Origin of the sequence: Mycolicibacter kumamotonensis, from assembly GCF_002086285.1 — a bacterium.
GTDB classification, from domain to species: Bacteria; Actinomycetota; Actinomycetes; order Mycobacteriales; family Mycobacteriaceae; genus Mycobacterium; species Mycobacterium kumamotonense.
In genome coordinates this window covers 1-20,602 of sequence record NZ_MVHU01000036.1, presented here as the reverse complement: position 1 = coordinate 20,602, position 20,602 = coordinate 1, and the positions used below count along the sequence as shown (strand labels likewise).

General features: G+C 71.0%; 20 protein-coding genes, 1 pseudogene and 1 riboswitch. Of the genes and pseudogenes, 8 read left to right on the top strand and 13 right to left on the bottom strand.

What is annotated here, in order from left to right; genetic code table 11:
* Positions 1-40: 40 nt before the first annotated feature.
* Genes BST28_RS19110 through BST28_RS19100 form a run of 3 tightly spaced genes read left to right on the top strand, consistent with a single transcriptional unit; the run spans position 41 to position 1,179 of the window.
* On the top strand, positions 41-331 hold the full coding sequence (locus BST28_RS19110) for an antibiotic biosynthesis monooxygenase family protein (protein ID WP_019738054.1): 291 nt from the start codon (positions 41-43) through the stop codon (positions 329-331).
* Positions 332-345: 14 nt separating this feature from the next.
* Entirely contained in the window at positions 346-771 is a 426-nt protein-coding gene (locus BST28_RS19105) for a nitroreductase family deazaflavin-dependent oxidoreductase (protein WP_065287972.1), read from the top strand.
* 42 nt (positions 772-813) lie between these two features.
* Positions 814-1,179 carry a hypothetical protein gene (locus tag BST28_RS19100; RefSeq protein ID WP_065287971.1) on the top strand — a complete coding sequence of 122 codons (366 nt, stop codon included), beginning with the start codon at positions 814-816 and terminating at the stop codon, positions 1,177-1,179.
* Here the strand turns inward: BST28_RS19100 and BST28_RS19095 are convergent.
* The 4 genes from BST28_RS19095 to BST28_RS19080 are packed head-to-tail and all read right to left on the bottom strand — an operon-like array spanning position 1,173 to position 7,064.
* Positions 1,173-2,144, bottom strand: a complete 972-nt coding sequence (locus BST28_RS19095; protein ID WP_109510881.1) for a cobalamin biosynthesis protein CobD/CbiB — start codon at positions 2,142-2,144, stop codon at positions 1,173-1,175. The genes BST28_RS19100 and BST28_RS19095 overlap by 7 nt on opposite strands.
* Positions 2,144-4,498, bottom strand: coding sequence for a bifunctional hydrogenobyrinic acid a,c-diamide synthase/histidinol phosphate aminotransferase CobBC (cobBC, locus tag BST28_RS19090; protein ID WP_234808331.1), 2,355 nt, complete (start codon positions 4,496-4,498; stop codon positions 2,144-2,146). Before cobBC ends, BST28_RS19095 begins: the two co-directional genes overlap by 1 nt.
* A 5-nt stretch (positions 4,499-4,503) precedes the next feature.
* The gene (cobO, locus tag BST28_RS19085; RefSeq protein ID WP_065287969.1) at positions 4,504-5,118 is read right to left on the bottom strand and encodes a cob(I)yrinic acid a,c-diamide adenosyltransferase; all 615 of its coding nucleotides are present in this window, start codon (positions 5,116-5,118) and stop codon (positions 4,504-4,506) included.
* Positions 5,118-7,064, bottom strand: coding sequence for a magnesium chelatase subunit D family protein (locus BST28_RS19080; RefSeq protein WP_065287968.1), 1,947 nt, complete (start codon positions 7,062-7,064; stop codon positions 5,118-5,120). The genes cobO and BST28_RS19080 overlap by 1 nt, the downstream gene beginning before the upstream one ends.
* A 26-nt stretch (positions 7,065-7,090) precedes the next feature.
* Positions 7,091-7,221, bottom strand: a riboswitch (cobalamin riboswitch).
* A gap of 23 nt (positions 7,222-7,244) precedes the next feature.
* On the opposite strand from BST28_RS19080, the gene BST28_RS19075 reads away from it, so the two are divergent.
* Together BST28_RS19075 and cbiE are read left to right on the top strand one after the other, a co-directional pair.
* Entirely contained in the window at positions 7,245-8,042 is a 798-nt protein-coding gene (locus BST28_RS19075; protein WP_019736142.1) for a dienelactone hydrolase family protein, read from the top strand.
* Positions 8,043-8,056: 14 nt separating this feature from the next.
* Complete coding sequence (gene cbiE, locus BST28_RS19070; RefSeq protein WP_083082371.1) at positions 8,057-9,259, top strand: precorrin-6y C5,15-methyltransferase (decarboxylating) subunit CbiE; 1,203 nt, start codon at positions 8,057-8,059, stop codon at positions 9,257-9,259.
* A gap of 85 nt (positions 9,260-9,344) precedes the next feature.
* Here the strand turns inward: cbiE and cobM are convergent, their stop codons facing one another.
* The 6 genes from cobM to BST28_RS19040 all read right to left on the bottom strand — a co-directional run bounded on the left by cobM (position 9,345) and on the right by BST28_RS19040 (position 14,475).
* Entirely contained in the window at positions 9,345-10,115 is a 771-nt protein-coding gene (gene cobM / locus BST28_RS19065) for a precorrin-4 C(11)-methyltransferase (RefSeq protein WP_083082397.1), read from the bottom strand.
* A complete protein-coding gene (locus BST28_RS19060; protein WP_083082368.1) occupies positions 10,103-11,623 on the bottom strand; it encodes a precorrin-2 C(20)-methyltransferase in 1,521 nt (506 codons plus the stop codon). The genes cobM and BST28_RS19060 overlap by 13 nt, the downstream gene beginning before the upstream one ends.
* On the bottom strand, positions 11,620-12,273 hold the full coding sequence (locus tag BST28_RS19055) for a precorrin-8X methylmutase (protein ID WP_207570142.1): 654 nt from the start codon (positions 12,271-12,273) through the stop codon (positions 11,620-11,622). The genes BST28_RS19060 and BST28_RS19055 overlap by 4 nt, the downstream gene beginning before the upstream one ends.
* Before the next feature lie 8 nt (positions 12,274-12,281).
* Positions 12,282-13,148 (bottom strand): ferredoxin-like domain-containing protein, encoded by an 867-nt coding sequence (locus tag BST28_RS19050; RefSeq protein WP_083082364.1) that lies wholly within the window; start codon positions 13,146-13,148, stop codon positions 12,282-12,284.
* A 77-nt stretch (positions 13,149-13,225) separates the two neighbouring features.
* The gene (locus tag BST28_RS19045) at positions 13,226-13,873 is read right to left on the bottom strand and encodes an enoyl-CoA hydratase-related protein (RefSeq protein ID WP_083082362.1); all 648 of its coding nucleotides are present in this window, start codon (positions 13,871-13,873) and stop codon (positions 13,226-13,228) included.
* A complete protein-coding gene (locus tag BST28_RS19040) occupies positions 13,870-14,475 on the bottom strand; it encodes a TetR family transcriptional regulator (protein ID WP_029249417.1) in 606 nt (201 codons plus the stop codon). Before BST28_RS19040 ends, BST28_RS19045 begins: the two co-directional genes overlap by 4 nt.
* Positions 14,476-14,553: 78 nt before the next feature.
* Between BST28_RS19040 and trpS the strand changes: the two genes are divergently transcribed.
* The 3 genes and pseudogenes from trpS to BST28_RS19025 all read left to right on the top strand — a co-directional run bounded on the left by trpS (position 14,554) and on the right by BST28_RS19025 (position 17,465).
* A complete protein-coding gene (gene trpS, locus BST28_RS19035) occupies positions 14,554-15,576 on the top strand; it encodes a tryptophan--tRNA ligase (RefSeq protein WP_083082359.1) in 1,023 nt (340 codons plus the stop codon).
* Positions 15,573-16,520, top strand: coding sequence for an inner membrane protein YhjD (gene yhjD / locus BST28_RS19030; protein ID WP_019738212.1), 948 nt, complete (start codon positions 15,573-15,575; stop codon positions 16,518-16,520). Before trpS ends, yhjD begins: the two co-directional genes overlap by 4 nt.
* A gap of 10 nt (positions 16,521-16,530) precedes the next feature.
* Positions 16,531-17,465: pseudogene (locus tag BST28_RS19025) on the top strand (DUF5996 family protein).
* An 80-nt stretch (positions 17,466-17,545) separates the two neighbouring features.
* Here BST28_RS19025 and BST28_RS19020 read toward each other — a convergent pair.
* From BST28_RS19020 to BST28_RS19010, 3 genes are read right to left on the bottom strand one after another with little or no spacing between them, the layout of a single operon-like run.
* On the bottom strand, positions 17,546-17,821 hold the full coding sequence (locus BST28_RS19020; RefSeq protein WP_019738213.1) for a GNAT family N-acetyltransferase: 276 nt from the start codon (positions 17,819-17,821) through the stop codon (positions 17,546-17,548).
* Complete coding sequence (nagA, locus tag BST28_RS19015) at positions 17,818-18,954, bottom strand: N-acetylglucosamine-6-phosphate deacetylase (protein WP_083082358.1); 1,137 nt, start codon at positions 18,952-18,954, stop codon at positions 17,818-17,820. The genes BST28_RS19020 and nagA overlap by 4 nt, the downstream gene beginning before the upstream one ends.
* A complete protein-coding gene (locus tag BST28_RS19010) occupies positions 18,945-20,354 on the bottom strand; it encodes a sugar porter family MFS transporter (protein ID WP_439116772.1) in 1,410 nt (469 codons plus the stop codon). Before BST28_RS19010 ends, nagA begins: the two co-directional genes overlap by 10 nt.
* Between the last annotated feature and the right edge of the window lie 248 nt (positions 20,355-20,602).

Here is a 20,602-nt window from a genome sequence, read left to right as displayed (position 1 = left end):
GTAACGCTCGCCACATCGGCGCCGGTGCAGACTGGCAGGCGTGATTGTCGAGCATGGAGTGCTGCCCATCCGTCCCGGCCGGGAAGCCGAATTCGAAGCGGCGTTCGCCAAGGCGCGGCCGCTGATCTCGGCCCAGCCCGGCTTCCTGGGGATTTCGATGTCCCGATCGATCGAGTCGCCGAACCTTTATCTGCTGCTGGTGCAGTGGGAGACTGTCGAGGCGCACACCGAGGGCTTCCGGAAGTCGCCAGAGTTTGCGCAGTGGCGCCAGTTGCTACACGAGTTCTACGAGTCCCCGCCGATGATCGAGCACTTCGTCGCTATCGACTAGGAGGTGATATGTCCATGGACGCGAAGAAGGTCCTGGAATTCAATGCCCGCAACATCGCGGAGTTCCGCAGCAGCGGCGGAAAACTGGGTGGTCCGTTCGAAGGCGCCCCGGTGCTGCTGCTGACCACCACCGGGGCCAAATCCGGCCGGCCCCGTACCAGCCCGATGATGTATCTGCCCGAGGGCGACCGGATCTTCGTGTTCGCCTCCAACGACGGCAAGGACCACCACCCCGGTTGGTATCACAACCTGCGGGCGAACCCGTCGGCCACCGTTGAGATCGGCACCGAGACGTTTCCTGTCACGGCCACCGAGATCACCGGCGACGAACACGACCGGCTCTACGAGATCCAGGCGCAGCGCTACCCGGGGTTCGCCACCTACCGGGAACGCACCGACCGGGTCATCCCGGTCATCGAACTGACTAGAACCGCGTCGTAAGCCCTATCGCGATCCGCGGCGGGACGCGTAACATCTCGACCCGTGGTTCGCCGTGCCTACGCCCATGACGCGGTCGTGGTGATGCGATCCGGTGGCACTGCGAACGCGCTGGGCGGGGCCATCACCACAGCGCTGTGCGGAAGTTGGGATCATCCGCCGCCGTGCCCACTCGCGCCGCACCACACCGCAAACCGCGTCGCCGGTGACGACGTCACGGTGCGGGTGCTGTTCGCGGCCGAAGCTGCCGATGAACCGCGCGTCCGCGGCCTGATCGACGAGGCGCTTGCCGCCGGCGAACTGACCGGCCCCGACGGGCTGGTCAGCACCTGGCGGCTGAAATCGACTGCTGCCGGCCAGGTCCGGCCGGACGAGGAAGACCGCGCCGCCGAACTGATCGCCCATCACTGAACCACCGCCGGGATCGAACTGCGGCTCAGGGCATCGAGGTTCGGCGCCCCCCTCTCGCGCGCCAGACACCACAGCGCCGCGGCGGCCGCAGCCCCGGCGCCGACCCGTCGGGCCAACTGCACCGCCGCCGGAATGTCGGCGACGGTCGGCGTCCGCCCGCGCCCCATCCGTGCCCGGTCCTCGCGACGGTTGCCGTAGCTGTTGACACCTCCGAGTTGCAGGCCCAGTGCCCCGGCGTAGGCGGCCTCGACCACCCCGGCGTTGGGGCTGGGATGGTGGCGGGCATCGCGGTGCCACGCGCGCACCGCGCCAACGGAATCCGGGCCCGCGACGGCCGCCAGCGCACCACTCAACCGGGCGGCCGGCAGTCCCAGCAGATCATCCAGCCGGGCCGCCGCCCAGCCGAAGCGGCGGTAGCGGGCGTCGCGGTGGCCGATCATCGCGTCCAGGGTGTTGACCGCTCGGTGCGCCACCAATCCCGGAACTCCGGCCGCCGCACCCCAGACGAAGGAGGCCACCACCGCATCGGAGCTGTTCTCCGCCACGGATTCGACCACCGCGCGGGCGATCTCGTCCGGGCCCAGGCCGGCGGTGTCACGCCCGACGAGGTGGCGCACACGGGCACGGGCCTGGTCGACGGCTCCGGCATTCAGCAAGTCCTGCACGGCGCGGGCCTCACGCTCCAGGGAGCGGCCACCGAGCACCGCCCACGTAACCAAGGCGGTCAACGCCGTACGCGCCACCGGGTTTCGGGCCGAGCGCTCGGCGGCGCAGGCCAGCCCGGTGGCCCCGGCGACCAACAACACAACCTGGGCGACGCCACGGGCGCGGCTGTCGCGATACAGCCGCTGCTCCACCGCCAGCGCGCACCGCGCGAACCCGGCGACCGGATGCCACCGGCGCGGGTCACCCCAGACGCGGTCGGCGGCGTAGCCGAGCAGCAGCCCGAGCGCCCGGACCGCCATCAGCCGCGGACCCGGTCGAGGGCGCTCAGCAGCAGATCGGTCAACTCGCGGGGACGGGCCGCGATCCGCACCCAGGTGCTGTCCAGACCGGGAAAGGTGTCGGCACGCCGCACCGCGATACCGCCGTCGCGTAACGCCGCATGTGCCGCGCGGCCGAGCCGCGCCAGCACATAGGGTGCGGCGCCGGCAACGAAGGGCACCCCGCGAGCGGTCAGCGCCGCGCCCAGCTCATCTCGCCACTGCGCCAACTGCCGTGCTCGGCGCTCGCTTTCGGCCAGGGCACGCGCATCCGAGCACGCCACCATGGCGGCCAGGGCCGGCGCCGATACCGACCAGGGGATCTGCAGCCGTGCCGCGTCGGCGATCAGCCCGGGGTCGCCGAGCAGATACCCGGCCCGCACCCCGGGGATCGACCAGTGCTTGGTCAGACTGCGGCTCACCAGCAGCCCCGGATGTCGTTCTCCGGACAGCGATTGCGGTGCACCGGGGATGGCGTCGATGAACGCCTCGTCGACCAGCACTACCCGGCCCGGCCGCAGCAGACCGCGCAGCGCCGCGGCGGGGTGCAGGACCCCGGTGGGGTTGGTGGGGTTGCCGACGACGACGAGGTCGGCGTCATCGGGCACCGCGTCGGGGCGCAGGGCGAAACCGTCGTCGGCACCGCAGAGCACAGTGCAGACGGTGTGGCCGGCGGCGATCAGCGCGGCGTGCGGCCCGGTGTACTGCGGGTGCACCACCACCGGCCGTCGCCACCGGCGCAGCCGGGCCACCAGATCGAAGGCCTCGGACGCACCCGCGGTGGGCAGCACCTCGTCGACCCCGAGGCCATGCCGGGCCGCCAGGGCATTGCGGGCGGCCGACGCGTCGGGGTAGCCGGCGGCGTCGTCGAGGGATGCGTGCAGGGCCGTATCGAGCCAGTCCGGCCGCGGCCCGGCGTAGACGTTCACCGCGAAATCCACCAGCCCGGATCGCGCCTCGATATCACCGTGATGGTGCAGGTCCGGGCCGGTGAACGCATGCACGGCGTCGGCGAAGCGCTGGGCCAGCCGCGGATGCCCGGCCCAATGGGTGTGCAGGTAAGACGCGTGCAGGCTGGGTCCGGCGACGCCCTCCGGGCCATCCGGGAACTGCCAAGCCGCCGCGACCGGGCCGGCGAAAGTGACTCGGGTGCGGTGGAATTCATGCCCGGTCACCCGATCGTCGGCTCGAGCCAGCAGGTTGTCTGCCGGCGCGGTGGCGGTGCGGTAGCCCAGGGCCAGCCGCGGCGACATCGCCGCGTCGGCGGGCAGCGCCCCGACCCCCGGGACCTCATCCACCGTGCGGCACAGCCAGGCCAGCCCGCCGCATTCGGCGACCGTCGGCACCCCCGCGGTGATCGCCGCCCGCAGCGCCCCGAGCAGCGCGGTGTTGCCGGCCAACTCGGCGGCGTATACCTCGGGGAACCCGCCGCCCAGATAGATCCCGGCGGTCCCGGCCGGCAAGCACGAGTCGGTGAGCGGGTCGAAACGGGCCACCTCGCAACCCGCGGCACGCAACAGCTCGAACGTCTCGGTGTAGCCGAACGTGAACGCCCGCCCGCCGGCGACGGCCACCACGGGCCGGGCCGAGGATGCGGCGTGCACCTCGGCACCCGGATCCCAGGCCTGACCCGCCACCTCCGGTGCTTGGTGTGCCAGGGCCGATACCGCATCGAGGTCCACATGCTGGGCGATCAACCGGGACAGCCGCTGCAGCGCGGTACCGGATTCGTCGCGTTCGGCAGCCGGCACCAGCCCGAGATGCCGCGACGGCGTGGCAACGTCCGCATCGCGTGGCAGCACCCCCAGCACCGGAATACCGGTGGGGCGCAACGCGGTGACGACGTCGTCGGCGTGCCGGGCGCTGCCGGCCTTGTTGAGCACCACCCCGGCGACGTGCACCGCCGGGTCGAAGCCGGCCAGGCCCGCCACCACCGCCGCGTGGGTCCGGGAGGCGTGCGAGATGTCGACGACCAGCAACACCGGGCTCGCCGTCAGCGCCGCGACGTGTGCGGTGGAGGCCTCACCGTCGGAGCCGAGCCGGCCGTCGAAAAGCCCCATCACGCCTTCGATCACGGCGATATCCGCCCCGGCGGCACCGTGCAACAGCAGCGGCACGATCCGGTCCGCGCCGACGAGACAGGGATCCAGGTTGCGGGCCGGGCGGCCGGTCGCCAGCGCGTGATAGCCCGGATCGATGTAGTCCGGGCCCACCTTGTGCCCGCTGACATGTAGGCCGCGCGCGGCCAGCGCCGCCATAAGCCCGACCGCCACGGTGGTCTTGCCGTGCCCGGATGCGGGCGCGGCCACCACCAGACGGGGCAGCGAAATGCCCACCACACTCACCATTCGATGCCGCGCTGGCCCTTCTGGCCGACGTCCATCGGATGCTTGATCTTGGTCATCTCGGTGACCAGGTCGGCGATCTCGACCAGCTGCGGATGAGCGCGGCGACCGGTGATGACGACATGCTGGTGGCCCGGCCGGCCGCGCAGGGTCTCCACCACGTCGTCGACGTCCACCCAGCCCCAGTTGATCGGGTAGGTGAATTCGTCCAGCACGTACAGGTCGTGGGTCTGATCGGCCAGGCGGCGTTTCACCTCGGTCCAGCCGGCCAGGGCGTCGCCGGCGTGATCCTCGGTGCTACCGGCCTTGCGGCTCCACGACCACCCTGAGCCCATCTTGTGCCACTGCACCGGGCCGCCCTCGCCGGTCTGGTCGTGCAGGGCGCCGAGCCGCTCCAGTACGGTCTGCTCGCCGACGCGCCACTTGGCCGATTTCACGAACTGGAAGACACCGATGTCGAAGCCCTGACTCCAGCCGCGCAACGCCATCCCGAACGCGGCGGTCGACTTCCCTTTGCCGTCGCCGGTATGCACCATCAGCAGCGGACGGTTGCGACGCTGGCGGGTGGTCAGGTTGTCGTCGGGCACCGTCAACGGTTGTCCCTTCGGCATCAGGCGGCCCCCTTCACGATGTCGCTCAGCGCCTCGGCACTCACCTGCGGCAACGGGACGTATTCGGCCCTTAGCTGATCGGCGAGCGTACGCGCCAAACCGAGCCGCATCCGACCGCTCTCGCAATCCACCACCACCGCCGAAAAGCCCTGTTCGGCAAGGCGAACCGCGGCGCGGCGGGACCGCTCGACCGGCTCGGCGCCGGCGGTGGCCCGACCGTCGGTCAGCACCACCAGCAGCGGGCGGCAGGCCGGGTCGCGCAGCCGTTCCCGGCGGATCACCTCGCCGGCTTCGATCAGGCCCTCGGCCAGCGGGGTGCGGCCTCCGGCGGCGACCTCGTCGAGTCGCGCGGCGGCGATCTCCACCGACCCGGTCGCGGGCAGCACCACTTCGGCCTGCGTGCCGCGGAACGTCACCACCGCGACCCGGTCCCGGCGCCGGTAGGCATCCAGCAGCAGCGAGATGATCGCGGTCTTGACGTGGCGCATCCGCTCGGCGGCGGCCATCGACCCGGAGGTGTCGACGACGAACAGCACCAGGTTGGCCTCCCGGCCCTCCCGGACGGCGCGGCGAAGATCCTCCGGCCGCACAATCATCCGGCCACCAATCCGGCCGCGGCCGCCCTGATGCGGTGCAGCGGCCCGCAGTGTCTCGAACAGGTGCAGCCCGCCGCTGGTAGTCGCCGCGGTGGCACCCACCCGGCGTCCGGTACTCGTGCGGGCACGGCTGCGTCGGCCGGAACGGCCCGCTCCGACCCCGGCGACGGTGAAAAGCCGTGCGCGGTAAGGGGAGTCGGCACCAACTGTCGAGGTGGGGCCCGGTTTGGCCGGCGCCGGGCCGTCCTCCTCGGGCGGTGCGGCGTTACCGCCGTCCGGCGGACCATCGGGTTCGGGGTCGGGCTCGGGCCCGGAATCCTCCGGCGGCAGCAGTTCGTCCAGCTCGGTCTCGTCGAGATCGGGGGCGTCAAATGGCTTGCGCCGCCGTCGATGCGGCAGTGCCAGCCGGGCGGCGACCCGCAGATCGGAGATGTTGACGGTGTCGCGGCCCTGCCAGGCCGCGTGGGCGACCGCGGTGCGGGCACAGACGATGTCACCGCGCAGCCCGTCCACCTCGAATGCCGCGCAGATCTCACCGATTTTGACCAGCGCGGCGTCGGTCAGCAGCACCTGCGGCAGCAGTTCCTGCGCTTGACGGATCCGGGCCCGCAGCCGTTCCTCGGCCGCGGCGTAGGCGCGCACGAAGGTTTCGGGTTCGGCGTCGAAGGCCAGCCGGCGTCGTACCGCCTCGGCGCGCAACGCCGGATCGCGCGGCGCGGACACGTCAACGGTGAGCCCGAAGCGGTCGAGAAGTTGCGGGCGCAACTCGCCTTCCTCGGGGTTCATCGTCCCGACGATCACGAAGCGGGCGGCGTGGGTGACCGAAACCCCGTCGCGTTCGACGGTCAGCCGCCCCATCGCGGCGGCGTCCAGCAGCAGATCGACCAGGTGGTCGGCGAGCAGGTTGACCTCGTCGACGTAGAGGATGCCGCGGTTGGCGCGGGCCAGCAGCCCCGGCTCGAATTCGACCACGCCGGCGCCCAGCGCGCGCTCCAGGTGGATCGACCCGACCACCCGGTCCTCGGTGGCGCCGACCGGAAGCTCCACCAGCCGCACCGGGCGGGTCTGGACGGCGGTGCCGGCGGGGAACGGGCCGTCGGGGGAGAGCGGGTCGGCCTCGGTGGGGTCGGAGGAGAACCGGTCGCCGGCCACCACGTCGATGGGTGGCAGTACCTGGGCCAGCGCGCGTACCAGCGTCGACTTGGCGGTGCCCTTCTCGCCGCGGATGAGCACCCCGCCGATGCCGGGGGAGATCGCGCTGAGTACAAGCGCCAGCGCCATGTCGTCGAGGCCGCCCGGGGCGTCCGGGTCGCCGCCGAGGACGGCGGGGAACGGGTACAGCTGTTGCATGTGAGGCTCCGCTCGTGATGACCAACGTGTGTTGGCAACGCGAAGCCGGTATTCGGACTGACCGTGGCGCATCGATCACAACGCGCCGCGGAACACCGTAGCGGGCCTGTGTCGGACTCACACCGACTTCCCTGGCACTTCGCGCCGATACCCTAACACCGACCGAAAGGACAACCAGAGATGACTGCACCCGAAGCAGACCTGACCGGATGGATCGCGGAGCCGTTCACCGGAGGGGGTTTCACCCACGATGTGTACCGCAAGGGGCAGGGGCCCGGGGTGGTGCTGATCCCGGAAATCCCGGGATTGCATCCCGGAGTGCTGGGCCTGGGAAATCACCTGGTGGACAACGGGTTCACCGTGGCGATTCCCTCGCTGTTCGGCCGGCCCGGGAAGGCGATCACACCCGGCTACGCGCTGACGACGATCGCTCGCGCCTGCGTGACCCGGGAGTTCGCCGCGTTCGCCACCGACAAACAGCGTCCGGTCACCCAGTTCCTGCGGGCGCTGGCCCGTGACCTCAACGAGAAGACTCCCGGCCAGGGCGTCGGGGTGATCGGCCAGTGCTTCACCGGGGGCTTCGCGCTGGCCGCCGCCGTCGACGACGCCGTACTGGCCCCGGTGCTCAGCCAACCGTCCGTGCCGATCCCGCTGACGCTCAGCCGCCGCCGCGACCCGGGGCTCTCCGAGGTCGAGTTGGGCGTGGTCGCCGACCGCGCCGCCAACGATGGGCTGTGCGCGCTGGGCCTGCGGTTCAGCGAGGACAAGATGGCCCCCGGCGACCGGTTCCAGACGCTGAAGGCGCGGCTCGGGGACGCCTTCGAGGTGATCGAGATCGACTCCTCGCCGGGCAACCCGCACGGCCTGTCCCGGATGGCGCACTCGGTGCTCACCGATCAGGTCCGTGAGGTCGACGGCCACCCCGCCTACGAGGCGCGCAAGCGGGTGGTGCAGTTCCTCACCGAACGCTTGACCTAGCTACGATCGCCGCTGTGCCCGCCGCCGAACGTCTCGTGGTCATCGGCATCGGCGCCGACGGCTGGGCCGGGCTCAGCGCCGCGGCGCGGGCGGCCCTCGCGGCCGCTGACGTGGTGATCGGTGCACCCCGCCACCTGACACTGTTGCCGGCGGTCGACGGCCAACAGCGACACACCTGGCCTTCGCCGCTGCGGGCGGGGCTGGTGGAGCTGCTCGACGGCCTGAGCGGGCGGCAGGTGGTAGCGCTGGCCTCCGGCGATCCGCTGCTGTCGGGTGTGGGCAGCACGCTGATCGCGCTGCTGGGCGCCGATCACGTCACCGTGGTCCCGGCGGTCTCCTCGGTAGCGCTGGCCCGGGCCCGGCTGGGGTGGCCGGCCGAGTCGGCGGCGGTCATCAGGGCCGGCGACGTTCATGCGGTACTGCGCGAGCTGGCGCAGGGCCGGCGGGTGCTGGTGCTCTCTGCCGATGAGACGACACCCGCGCAGCTCGCGGCCCTGCTGATCGAGCGCGGCTACGGGCCCAGCCGGATGACGGTTCTCGGTGACCTGGGCGGCGAGGCCGAGTCGAGGGCGGACTTCACCGCCGAGACGTTCACCGGCGACATGCCGCGGCTCAACATCGTCGCCTTGGAGCTGGCCTGCCCGCCGGGGTCGGGCCGGGGGTGGGTGCCCGGCTTGCCCGACCAGGCCTACGACCACGACGGGCAACTCACCAAACGCGACCTGCGGGCCTCCGCGCTGGCGCGGCTGTCTCCGGCGCCCGGACAGCTGCTGTGGGATGTCGGCGCTGGCGCCGGCTCGGTCGGCATCGAGTGGATGCGTGCCCACCTGAGCTGCCGGGCCATCGCGGTCGAGGCGAATCAGACCAGGGCGCAGCGCATCTCGGATAACGCCCGGAACCTCGGGGTGCCCGCACTGCGGGTGGTCTGCGGCGCGGCGCCGCAGGTGCTGGCAGATCTGCCCGCGCCGGACGCCGTCTTCGTCGGCGGCGGGCTGAGCCGGCCCGGGGTACTCGACGCGTGCCTGACCCGGCTACGGCCCGGTGGGCGACTGGTCGCCCACGGTGTCACGCTGGAAACCGAGACGCTGCTGGTGGCGGCCTACCGCGCCCACGGCGGCGAGCTGACCCGCATCCAGGTCGAACACGCCGGCCCGCTGGGCTCCTTCACCGGCTGGAGGCCCGCGCGGGCGGTCACCCAGTGGGCGCTCACGACGTAACAGGACCCGCCGAGCGTGTACTCCCTGCGAGATCTCGCACGATTTTTCGCAGTGATTACACGCTCGACGCGCCAGTGGCCGACTACTAGCCGCCTGGTGACCGGTCCCGCGCCGGGTCGTAGAGGTGGCTCTCGCCGGCACACGGATCGGGCAGAGCCGCGACCGCCCGGCCCACCAGAATGACCGCGGCCGAACGTAATCCTGCGGTCTCCACCACATCGGCGATGTCTGCGACCGTCCCGCGCAACACCAGTTGGTCGGGCTGCGAGGCGCGGTAGACCACCGCGACCGGGCAGTCCGCCCCGTATCCGGACTCGAGTTCGCTCATCAGTTCTCGGGTCCGGGTGATCGCCAGGTGCAGCGCCAGGGTGGCCCCGGTGGCGGCGAACGCGCCCAGCGATTCGCGCGGTGGCATCGCGGTGGAGGCGGCCTGGACCCGGGTCAGCACCACCGACTGCGTCACCAGCGGAACCGTGAGCTCGCGGCCCAGCACGGCGGCCGCCGCCGCATAGGCCGGCACCCCGGGAGTGATGTCCCACGGCACTCCCGCCGCATCGAGCCGCCGGGTCTGTTCGAAGACCGCGCTGTAGAGCGACGGATCGCCTGACACCAATCGCACCACCCGCCGACCGGCCCGCTGGGCCGCGACGATGCGGCCCACGATCGCATCCAGGTCCAGATCGGCGGTGTCGACGAATTCTGCTGTGCTGGAGCATTGTTCAAGAACACCCGGGTCCAGGTAGCTGCCCGGGTAGAGCACCACGTCGGCGTCGGCCAGTAGTCGCGCGGCACGCACGGTCAGCAGATCGGCGGCCCCCGGCCCGGCGCCGACGAAGTGAACCGTCAGCGAACCCATCGCGGCGTCCAAACCTGACCCGAGCCGTTGACCCGCGTGGACGATGCCCCCACCAGGACAAGACATTTCATGTCGATCGCGTCGGTGTCCAGATCGCCCAGCGTGGTCACGGCCAACGACTGCTCGGCGCGGCCGATGTCGCGCCCGACCACCACCACCGTCTGCGGGTCGCGGTGCTCCAGCAACACTTTGCGGGCCATCGCGATCTGGTCGGGCCGGGCGCGTGACGCCGGGTTGTAGATCGCCAGCACCAGATCGGCATCGGCGATAGCCCGTAGCCGGGCCTCGATCACGGCCCACGGCTTGAGCCGGTCCGACAGGCTCAGCACCGCGAAATCGGCACCGATCGGAGCGCCGGCCGCCGCCGCCACCGCCTGCACCGCCGAGACCCCGGGCAGCACCCGCACCGAAATATGGTGATAACGCTCGTCTTCGGCCGCCTCGAACACCGCCGAGGCCATACCGAATACTCCCGCATCCCCGCCGGAGACCAGCGCCACCTTCTCGCCGCGTGCGGCCAGATCCAGTGCGAAACGGGCCCGGTCCAATTCGACGGTGTTGCCTGAGGAGTGCCGCTGCAACCCGGCCCGCTGTGGAATCCGCGCGAGGTAGGGTCCGTAGCCCACGATGTGGTCGACGGCGCCCAGCGCCGCGGCGGCCTCGCCGGTGAGCCAGCCTTCCGGGCCCGGACCGAGGCCGACCACGAGAAGTTCGGCGGTAGCATGCACCGGCTCCACGACAGCGGCGGTCTGGTCGGCCGGTGTCCGGGAGCGCTGACCGTTGCGGGAATCCCCGTCGACCACGATCAGCGACAGGTAGGGGACGCTGGCTTCCTCCACCTCGGCGACGGGCAGCCAGCGCTGCTGCGGGTGACTGGCCCGCTCGACGTAGTAGGCGTGCTCCAACCGGCCCGCGGCGGCCAGCGCCCGGCGCACGGCCGGGAAGGTGCGGCCCAGTTTCATGATGATGGCGCCGTCGGTGTCGGCCAGCCGCATCGCCAGCTCATGCTCGCCCAAGGTGCCCGGCAGCACGGTCAGCACATCGGTCTGGCGCACCAGCGGCATCCCGAGCGCTGCGGTGGCGGCGCTGAAAGCCGGTACGCCGGGAATGATCTCGGTGTCGAAACGCGCCGAAAGCCGGTCGTGCATGTACATGAACGAGCCGTAGAACAGCGGATCGCCCTCGGTCAGCAGCGCCACGGTGCGGCCCGCGTCCAGGTGGGCGGCCAGCCGGGCGGCGGACTGCTCGTAGAAGTCGGCGAGCGCCCCGGCATAGCCGCCGGGGTGGTCGGTGACCCCGGTGGTGACCGGGTAACGCAGCTCCTCTTCGGTCACGCCGGCTCGGATCAGGTCGGCGGCGATGGTGCGCGCATACGAGGCCTTGTTGACCCCGGCGTGGTAGGCGACCACGTCGGCGTCGGCGATGATCCGGGCTGCCTTGCGGGTGATCAGCTCCGGGTCACCGGGGCCCAGGCCCACGCCATAAAAACGGCCGGCTGTGTCTGTCATTCGGTATCCGAGGCCAGGGCGTTCAACGCCGACGAGGTGATGGCCGACCCACCGCGCCGGCCGCGCACGGTCACGAACGGGATGTCGATGCCGTGCTCGTGCAGGGCGGCCAACGCCTCCTTGGACTCGGCGGCGCCGATGAACCCCACCGGGCAGCCGACGATCACCGCCGGGCGTGGCCCGCCGTCCAGGATCAGCTCCAGTAGATGAAAGAGCGCGGTGGGGGCGTTGCCGATCGCGACGACGGCGCCGGCCAGTTCGGGCTCCCACAGCGAGACCGCCGCCGCCGAACGGGTGGTGCCCCAGTCCTGCGCCAGCGCCGGAACGCGTTCGTCGCGCAGGTAGCAGCGCACTTCGTTGCCGGCGGGCAGCCGCCCGGCGGTCACCCCGACCGCCACCATCCGGGCATCGCAGAGGATCGGTGCCCCGCCGTCGAGTGCGGCCCGCCCGGCGGGCACCGCGTCGGGGTGAATCAACAGGTCCTTGGCGACGTCGGTCTGGCCGGCACCGTGGATCATTCGCACCGCGAGCCGCTCGGCGTTCGCGGGGATGTGAGACAGGTCGGATTCGCGGCGGATGGTCGCGAACGATTCGAGGTAGATGGCCGGGCCGTCGTCGAGGTAGGAATACCGCTTCGTGGGACGTGTCATGGGCCTCGTCACGGATTCGTCTCCTGTGCATCGGGGATGAAGACACCTTGCCACGGCGTCACCACAAGGTCGGTGTGCGCCAGCAGCGAGCACCCGTGCTCCGGCGTGAGCACGCCGCCTGGGACCGCCACGTGGGTGCCGCCGGGCACCGGGCCACAGGGTAGTGGACCCGAAGGGTCGGGCAGGCGCGCGTCGGCGGCGTGAACGTCGCCGAAGAGCGCCGGAAGTTCACGGATATGCCAGGGTGCGTCGGGCCCGTCGCCGCGGGCGGCCTGGAATGCGCGCGCCAGGGCGGCCAGCTGTTCGGCGGCGTCGGCGACATGGACTACCGCGCCCCAGTTCTGGCCGGCCCGCAACTGTGCCTCGGTGGCGCTGAGCGCCACCAGGCCTGCGTCGGCGGTTCGGTCGATCAGGTCGCCGCGGCCGTCGTCGAGGACGAACAGGAAGCGTCCCGGCAGCCGACCCAGCTGTGGGTCGCCGCAGAGCAGCGCGTCGAGCCGCTGCGCCACCGGGCGCAGATCGACGCGCCCCCCGGCATACCCGGTCTGCGGGGACACCAGGATGTTGCGGACCAGCTCGTGGCTGCGTGACGGCAGCAGCCCGGTGGATTCGATGGCGGCGACGGCGGCCGGATCAAGCCGCCCCTCGCGGCCGGGCAGGCCCCGCAGTTGCAGGTTGGCCCGCTTGGTCAGGTAGACCGAACCGTCGGCGAACTCGGCGCTGACCTGCAGCAGTCGCGCCAGCGACGCCACCGGAAGCCGACCGCCGACCAGGCGCAGCCGAACCAGTAGGCCGTCCGCGGCCGGCCAGGGTCGCAATACCCCGGGGCACCGGTCGGTGCGGGTGCGCTGGTTGGTGTCGGGAATCGCGGACATCGGGTTTCAGCGTCGCATCTGCGATCCGGGCCTGCACGGCTGGGGCAAGCACCCCGTCCGCCGGCGCGGTTGGCGGTTCAGCCGCCCAGCGCGGCCACCGCCGGCCCGAACATGCCGGCCTTGATCGCGCCCAGCGTGCCCGGGTCCTTACCGGCGAGCGGCCGCAGCACCTCGATCGCGGCGGGGGTCACCGCACCTTCGCCGGCGGTACTGTCCACGATGCCCGCCGCGGCGGCGTCCACCCCGCCGAAGCGGCGGCCGGTCGTCATCGACGCCACCTGCGCCTGCGGGGCGAGCTTGGCCTGGATCAGCGCGGCCATACCGGGGGTGAACGGGATCCGGATGTCGACCTCGGGGAAGCAGAAGAAGCCGCGGTCGGCGCGCATCACCCGGAAGTCGTGGGCGATCGCCAGCATCGCGCCGGCCCCGAACGCATGCCCGACCACCGCCGCCGCGGTCGGCACCGGCAGGGTCAGCACCTTCGCCAGCAGGGCGTGTACCCGCGCGACGTACCAGTCACCGCGGTCACTGTTGGCCGCCAGCCAGTCCAGGTCCAGGCCGTTGGAGTAGAACTTGCCGCCCGCGGTGGTGACCAGGCCGTGCGCGCCGGAAGCCACCACGTCGTCGAGCGCACCGTCGATCTCGTCGAGAAAGCCTGGGGAGAAGCGGTTTTCGTCGTCGCCGAGGTCCAGTAGGGCGGTCTTGTCGTCATAGGTCAGGTTCACGCGGGTGGTTCCTTTCTCGGTCCGACGGCCAGGACGGCCCGTACGGCGGCGTGCAGTTGGGCGCGGGCGGTGCTGCTGCCCAGCCGATTCCGGCTGAGCACGATGGCGATGGGCAGGTCGACCACGCAGGTGGTGACGGTGTCGACGGCGGCGGCGTCACGACGGTCCCAGAGGGCGCCTGCCAGCCGGATCAGCAGCGCGACCAGCTCGGCCTCGACACCGCGCAGCTGCGCGGCGACCTCGTCGGGCAGGTCTTCGTCCAGCAGGGCGTCGTGCCGGATCGCCTGCAGCAGCCGGGAGGCGTCCGGGTGGCGTTCGGCGAAAGCCACCGGGGCGTCGGCGGCCGCGATCACCGCCCCGGTCGGTTCCGACGCGGCATCGACCAATTCGCTCTGCAGCGCCAGGAAGCGCCGCGCGGCCCGCAGCCAGGCAGCGGTAACCAGCCCGGCGCGTGACCCGAACGCGTGGTAGACGGCGCCGTTGGAGGCACCGGTCAGCTCGCTCACGGCGCGGATCGTCACCGCCGCGGGGCCCGAACGCGCCGCCAGCGACTCCACGGCGTCCAGCACCCGCTCGGGGTCGTGCACGCGTGGGCGGGGCATGGCGGCCACCATAACAGAGCAGTAGCTCTGTTACCAGGTGGGGCCGCCGCCGCGGGGGCGTGACAGGATCGAGCAATCATGAGCACTTCCCGATCCCGGCCCGTCGTCTTCTCCGGCGTCCAACCCACCTCGGCATCGCTGCACCTCGGCAACGCGCTGGGGGCGATCACCCACTGGGCGGAACTGCAGGACGATCACGACGCGCTGTTCTGCGTCGTCGACATGCATGCCATCACCGTCCCGGGATGGGACCCCGAGACGTTGCGCCGCAGCACGCTGGTGACGGCCGCGCAGTACCTGGCGCTGGGGATCGACCCGGCCCGCAGCGCCATCTTCGTGCAGAGCCATGTGCCCGCGCACGCCGAACTGGCCTGGGTGCTGGGCTGTTTCACCGGATTCGGGCAGGCCGCGCGGATGACGCAGTTCAAGGACAAGTCGCAGCGGCACGGTTCGGACTCCACCACCGTGGGCCTGTTCACCTACCCGGTGCTGATGGCGGCCGACGTGCTGCTCTACGACACCGATGTGGTGCCCGTCGGCGAGGACCAGCGTCAGCACCTGGAACTGGCCCGCGACGTCGCGCAGCGGTTCAACGCCCGCTTCCCCGATACCTTCGTGGTGCCGGAGCCGATGATCCCCAAGGCAACCGCCAAGATCTACGACCTGGCCGACCCGACGGCGAAGATGAGCAAGTCGGCGGCCACCGACGCCGGGCTGATCAGCCTGCTCGACGACCCGGCGAAAAGCGCCAAGAAGATTCGCTCGGCCGTCACCGACTCCGAACGCGAGATCCGCTACGACCCGGAGGCCAAGCCCGGGGTGTCGAACCTGCTGACCATCCAATCGGCGATCACCGGTGAGAGCATCGAGAAACTGGTGGAGGGCTACGCGGGCCGCGGCTACGGCGACCTGAAGAAGGAGACCGCCGAGGCCGTCGCCGAGTTCGTCACGCCGATCAAGGCCCGCGTCGATGAGCTGCTGGCCGATCCGGGCGAGCTGCAGGCCGTGCTGGCCGCCGGCGCCCAGCGGGCCCGGGCTGTGGCCGCCGAGACCATCGCGCGGGTGTACGACCGGGTGGGATTCCTTCCGTCGCCGCCATGAGTAAGACCTCGACCGACCAGACCGGCGCCGCGAAGCCAGGTGTCATCGACCGGCTGCGGGCCCGCTACCGCTGGTTCGACCACGCGGTCCGGGCGCAGGAGCGCTACGACGACTGCCAGGGCAACTTCTTCGCCGCCGGGATGAGCTACTACACCATCTTCGCGTTGTTCCCGTTGGCGATGGTCGGGTTCTCCGTCGGCGGTTTCCTGTTGTCGCGACGGCCCGAGGTACTCGAGGAGATCGAACGCCGGATCAAGCGCTCGATCCCCGGCGAGTTCGGCAACGAGCTGGTGACCCTGATGGACTCCGCGATCGGATCGCGCGCCTCGGTGGGTGTGATCGGGCTGGCGGCCGCCGCCTGGGTGGGCCTGACCTGGATGGCCAACCTGCGCGAGGCTCTCTCCGAAATGTGGGAAACACGTTCGGAGAAGCCGGGTTTCGTGTCGGCGAAGCTGTCGGACCTGGTGGCGATGTTGTGGGCGTTCGGTGCCATGATCGTCACGATCGCGTTGACCGCGCTGGCGGACCCGAAACTGATGCGCAAGATCCTGCGCTGGTCCGGTGTTCCCGATTTCGACCTGCTGGGTGCGCTGCTGCGGGTGGCGTCGCTGGGCATGGCGGTGGCGGTGTCGTGGCTGCTGTTCACCTGGATGATCGCCAGGCTGCCCCGCGAGTCGGTCAGCCTCGCCAGCGCGGCGCGGGCCGGCGCGATCGCCGCGGTCGGCTACGAGCTGTTCAAACAGGCCGGCTCGGTGTATCTGCAGTCGGTGGTCAACGGCCCGGCCGGGGCGGTGTTCGGCCCGGTGTTGGGTCTGCTGGTGTTCGCCTACATCACGGTGCGGCTGATCCTGTTCGCCACCGCGTGGGCTGCCACGTCGTCGGACAACCTGCGCGCCGGCCGGCCTGCCGGACGCGACGGTGTGACCGGTTCCGCAAACGGGTAAGTAGGGGATCATGACGAGCGAATCCGCCTGGCCTCGCCTTCGTCTCGACGACTGGGCCCCGACCCGGGACACCCTGCACATGTGGACCCAGATCGTCGGCAAGATCCGCCTGGCACATGCACCTTTGGTGAACCACTGGTGGCAGGTCACGTTGTATGTCACGCCCCGTGGCTCACCACGTCGGCGATCCCTTACGGCAGCGACGTTTTCGACGTCGAATTCGACTTCATCGAGCACCAGTTGGCGATCCGCACCAGCTCCGGAGCGTCTCGTGCCATTGCGCTGCGGGAGCAATCGGTGGCGGAGTTTCACAGCATGCTCATGTCGACGCTCGACGAGCTGGGTCTGCAAACCCGAATCCAGTCCCATCCCAACGAGGTTGAGCCTGCCGTGCCGTTCGCCGAGGACGTCGAGCACGCCTCTTATGACCCGCAGGCCGCCCAGCTGTTCTGGCGGCAACTGGTGCAGGCGCACCGGGTGCTGGGCCGGTTCCGGTCCCGCTTCATCGGCAAGGTCAGCCCCGTTCACTTCTTCTGGGGCGCCATGGATCTGGCCTGTACCCGGTTCTCCGGACGTGGCGCCCCGACGCACCCCGGGGGCGCACCCAACTGTGGGGACTGGGTGATGGTGGAAGGCTACTCGCACGAACTCAGCAGCTGCGGATTCTGGCCCGGGGGTGGGGAGGAAGGTGGCTTCTACGCCTACGGCTACCCCGAACCCGATGGCTTCGCCGACCATCCGGTCCGGCCCGCGCAGGCGTCCTACAGCAAGGAGATGGGCGAATTCGTGCTGCCCTACGAGGCGGTGCGGCAGGCGCCCGACCCGGACCGAGTCCTGCTGGAGTTCCTACAAGACACCTATGAGGCGGCGGCGGTGCGCGGCAACTGGGATCGCGCTGCCCTGGAAGCGGACCCGGACCGTTGGCGGGCGAAGGCGCGTGGCTGAGCGGCCTCGGCCGAATCGGCATACCCCGGCGCAGACCACCGGATCAACGCCACCACCGAGCCGAGCTGCGCCAATTCACCTTATTGAGCGGCGTACTCCGGGTGCTTGGCCACGTAGGCCTCCACGAACGAGCAACTCGGCACGATCTGCTTGCCCGCGGCCTTGGTGTCGGCCAGCGCGTAGGCGATCAGCTTGCTGGCCAGCCCTTGACCGCCGAACGCCTTGTCGATCTCGGTGTGGTGGAAATCGCGCTGGTCGCCGCTGTCGTGGTAGGCGGCCAGCCCGGCTCGCACCCCGTCGACGCTGATCTCATAGCGGTGCTGCTCGGGCACATCGGTGATCGTGGGCTCGCTCATGGTTCTCCTTCGGTCAGCCAGACCCCGCGGCTCATCACCCGCAGCACCTGCAGCTCGGCGTTCATCACCACCAGATTAGCCGCGGACCCGACGGTCAAAACCCCGACGCCGTCGAGGCCCAACGCCTTTGCCGGGGTGGCGGCGGTCATGCGCGCCGCCGCGGCCAGCGCCGCGTCGTCGCCGCCGAGCAGTTCCACGGCCGTCGCGAACAGCCGGTCCATGGTGGCGGTGCTGCCGGCGATCGTGGCGGTGCCGCGCAGCCGGGCCACCCCGCCGCTGACGTCGACGCCGAGCCCGCCCAGGGTAAAGGCGCCGTCGCCGACTCCGGCGGCGGCCATCGCATCGGTGACCAGAGCGACCCGGTCGGGGCCGGCGGCCGCCACGACATGACGGACCACGCCCGCGTGCAGGTGCACGCCGTCCGCGATCAGCTCGACGGTCACCCGGGGGTCGCCCAGCAGCGCCGGCACCGGTCCCGGCTCGCGGTGATGCAACGCACGCATCGCGTTGAACAGGTGGGTTCCCACGCTCGCGCCGGCGTCGATCGCGGCCTGCGTCTGCTCGTAGGCGGCATCGGTATGGCCCAGGGCCACAACGATTCCCGCGTCCACAAGACGCCTGATCGCGGCAGGCGCACCGGGCAGCTCGGGCGCTAAGGTGACCATCGCGATCGCACCCTGGCCCGCGGTCAGCAGCGCATCGATCTCGCCGGGGTCGGGTCCGCGCAGCCACGACGGATCGTGCGCACCGCAATGCCGCCCGCTCAGCCACGGCCCCTCCAGGTGGATGCCGTTCACCACCCCGCGCCGGGTCGCGTCGGCCAGGGTGCGCACCTGGGCCAGCAGTACGTCGGGGGCGGCGGTCACCAGGCTGGCCAGCCCGCCGGTCGTGCCGTGCGCGGCGTGCAGCGCGGCGGCGCGTTCGGGGGCCTCGGGGTAGGAGACACCGTCGCCGCCGTGGCAGTGCATGTCGATAAAGCCCGGCACCGCCACACAATCGGCGAAATCGTCGTCGGCCGGAACCGGTGGTGCCCCGGACCCGCAGGCGCTGACCCGCCCGGCGTCGACGGTGAGCCAGCCGGGCCGGCACACCCGGCCGTCGAGCACGATGGCACCGGCGCTGATCACCGACATGCCGACGTGCCGATCTCGGGGGCGGTCGCCTCTTGGGAGGGCCAGCGCCCGCCGTTCTCCCAGAAGTGCCGGATGTCTTCGAGTTGGCGGCCCTTGGTCTCCGGGGCGTAGCGGTAGACGAAAGCCAGGCTGAGCAGTGCCAGCACCCCGAACACCGCGAACGTTCCGGCGCCGCCCAGGGTGGTGAGCATGGTCAAAAACACCCCGGCGACGATCGCATTGGCCACCAGATCCGAGGTCAGCATCGCCGAGGATCCCATCGAGCGCAGCCGGGCCGGCAGGCTCTCCCCGGCGTACACCCACACCAGCGAGCCGAATCCGAAGGTGTAGCCGACGGTGAACAGCAGCACCCCGGCGAATTTGACCGCCGCCAGCGCGTCGCCGAACACCGCACCGGCGGCGAACACCGCGATCAGCAGCACATTGGCGACGATCATCGCGGTGATCCCCGACATCAGGATGGGACGGCGGCCCACCCGGTCGATCAGCGCCAGCGAGACCAGCATGGCGGCCAGGGCCGCGACCTGCACCAGCGCCGGCAGGATCAGCAGCGCGAAATCGCCTTGGAATCCCATCATTTCGAAAAGCCGGGGACTGTAGTAGACGATCGCGTTAATACCGGTGATCTGGATGAAAAAGCCCAGTGTCACCACGAACAGTGTCGCCCGCAGGTAGGGCGGCCGCAGCATTTCGCGCAGCACCCCGACGCCGCCCTGCTGCTCCTCGCGCAGCGTCCGGCCGATCTCGGCCAACTCCCGCTGCGCATCGGCGTTCGGTTCGATCCGCCGCAGCGTGCGGTGTGCTTCCTCGACGCGGCCCTTGAGCAGATACCAGCGGGCGGTGTCGGGGATGCGGACCAGCAGCAGCGTCACCAGCACGGCGGGGACCGCGGCCAGCCCCAGCATCGCCCGCCAGTTGCCGGTGCCGGCCAGCAGGTAGGCGCACAGGTAGCCGGCGATGATCCCGATCACGGTGGCCACCCCGTAGGTGACCAGCAGCGCTCCGCGGGCGGCGGCCGGCGCCGACTCGGCCACGAACACCGGCACCACCACCACCGACACCCCGATGGTGACGCCGAGCAGCAGTCGGGCCACGGTCAGCATCGGCACCGACGTCGACGCCGCCCCCACCAGCGCGAAGACCGCATAGGTCAGGGCCACCGCGACCATCGAGCTCTTGCGCCCGATGGTGTTCGCCAGCCAGCCGCCCGCGGCGGCGCCGGCGATCTCGCCGATCACGGTCGCGGTGGCGATCATCTCCTGCTGGGGCTCGGTCAACCCGAAATCGCGCTCGATGAACAACAGGGCGCCGGCGATATTGGACAGGTCATAGCCGTAGATGACGCCGACGCTGGCAGCGGCCACCCCGACCAGCAGTGCCAGCGGCGAGGATCGGCGCAGTTCCCCGATTCGGCCCATCTGGCTCACGGTAGGGGATGGGCCGCGCTAGCCCGCGCGGAACACCGGCGGCGCGGAGATCACCATGTCGAGCCCCGTCCGGGCCGGCGGTTCACCGCCCGGGCGCCCATGATGAGCGCGAACACGATGATGGTGCCGAAGATGGCCACCCCGACGCGCACCGGGACGGCGTCATCTGCCGGGGCCAGGACCATGGCCTGGGGGTGGGCATCTTCGGCACCATCATCGTG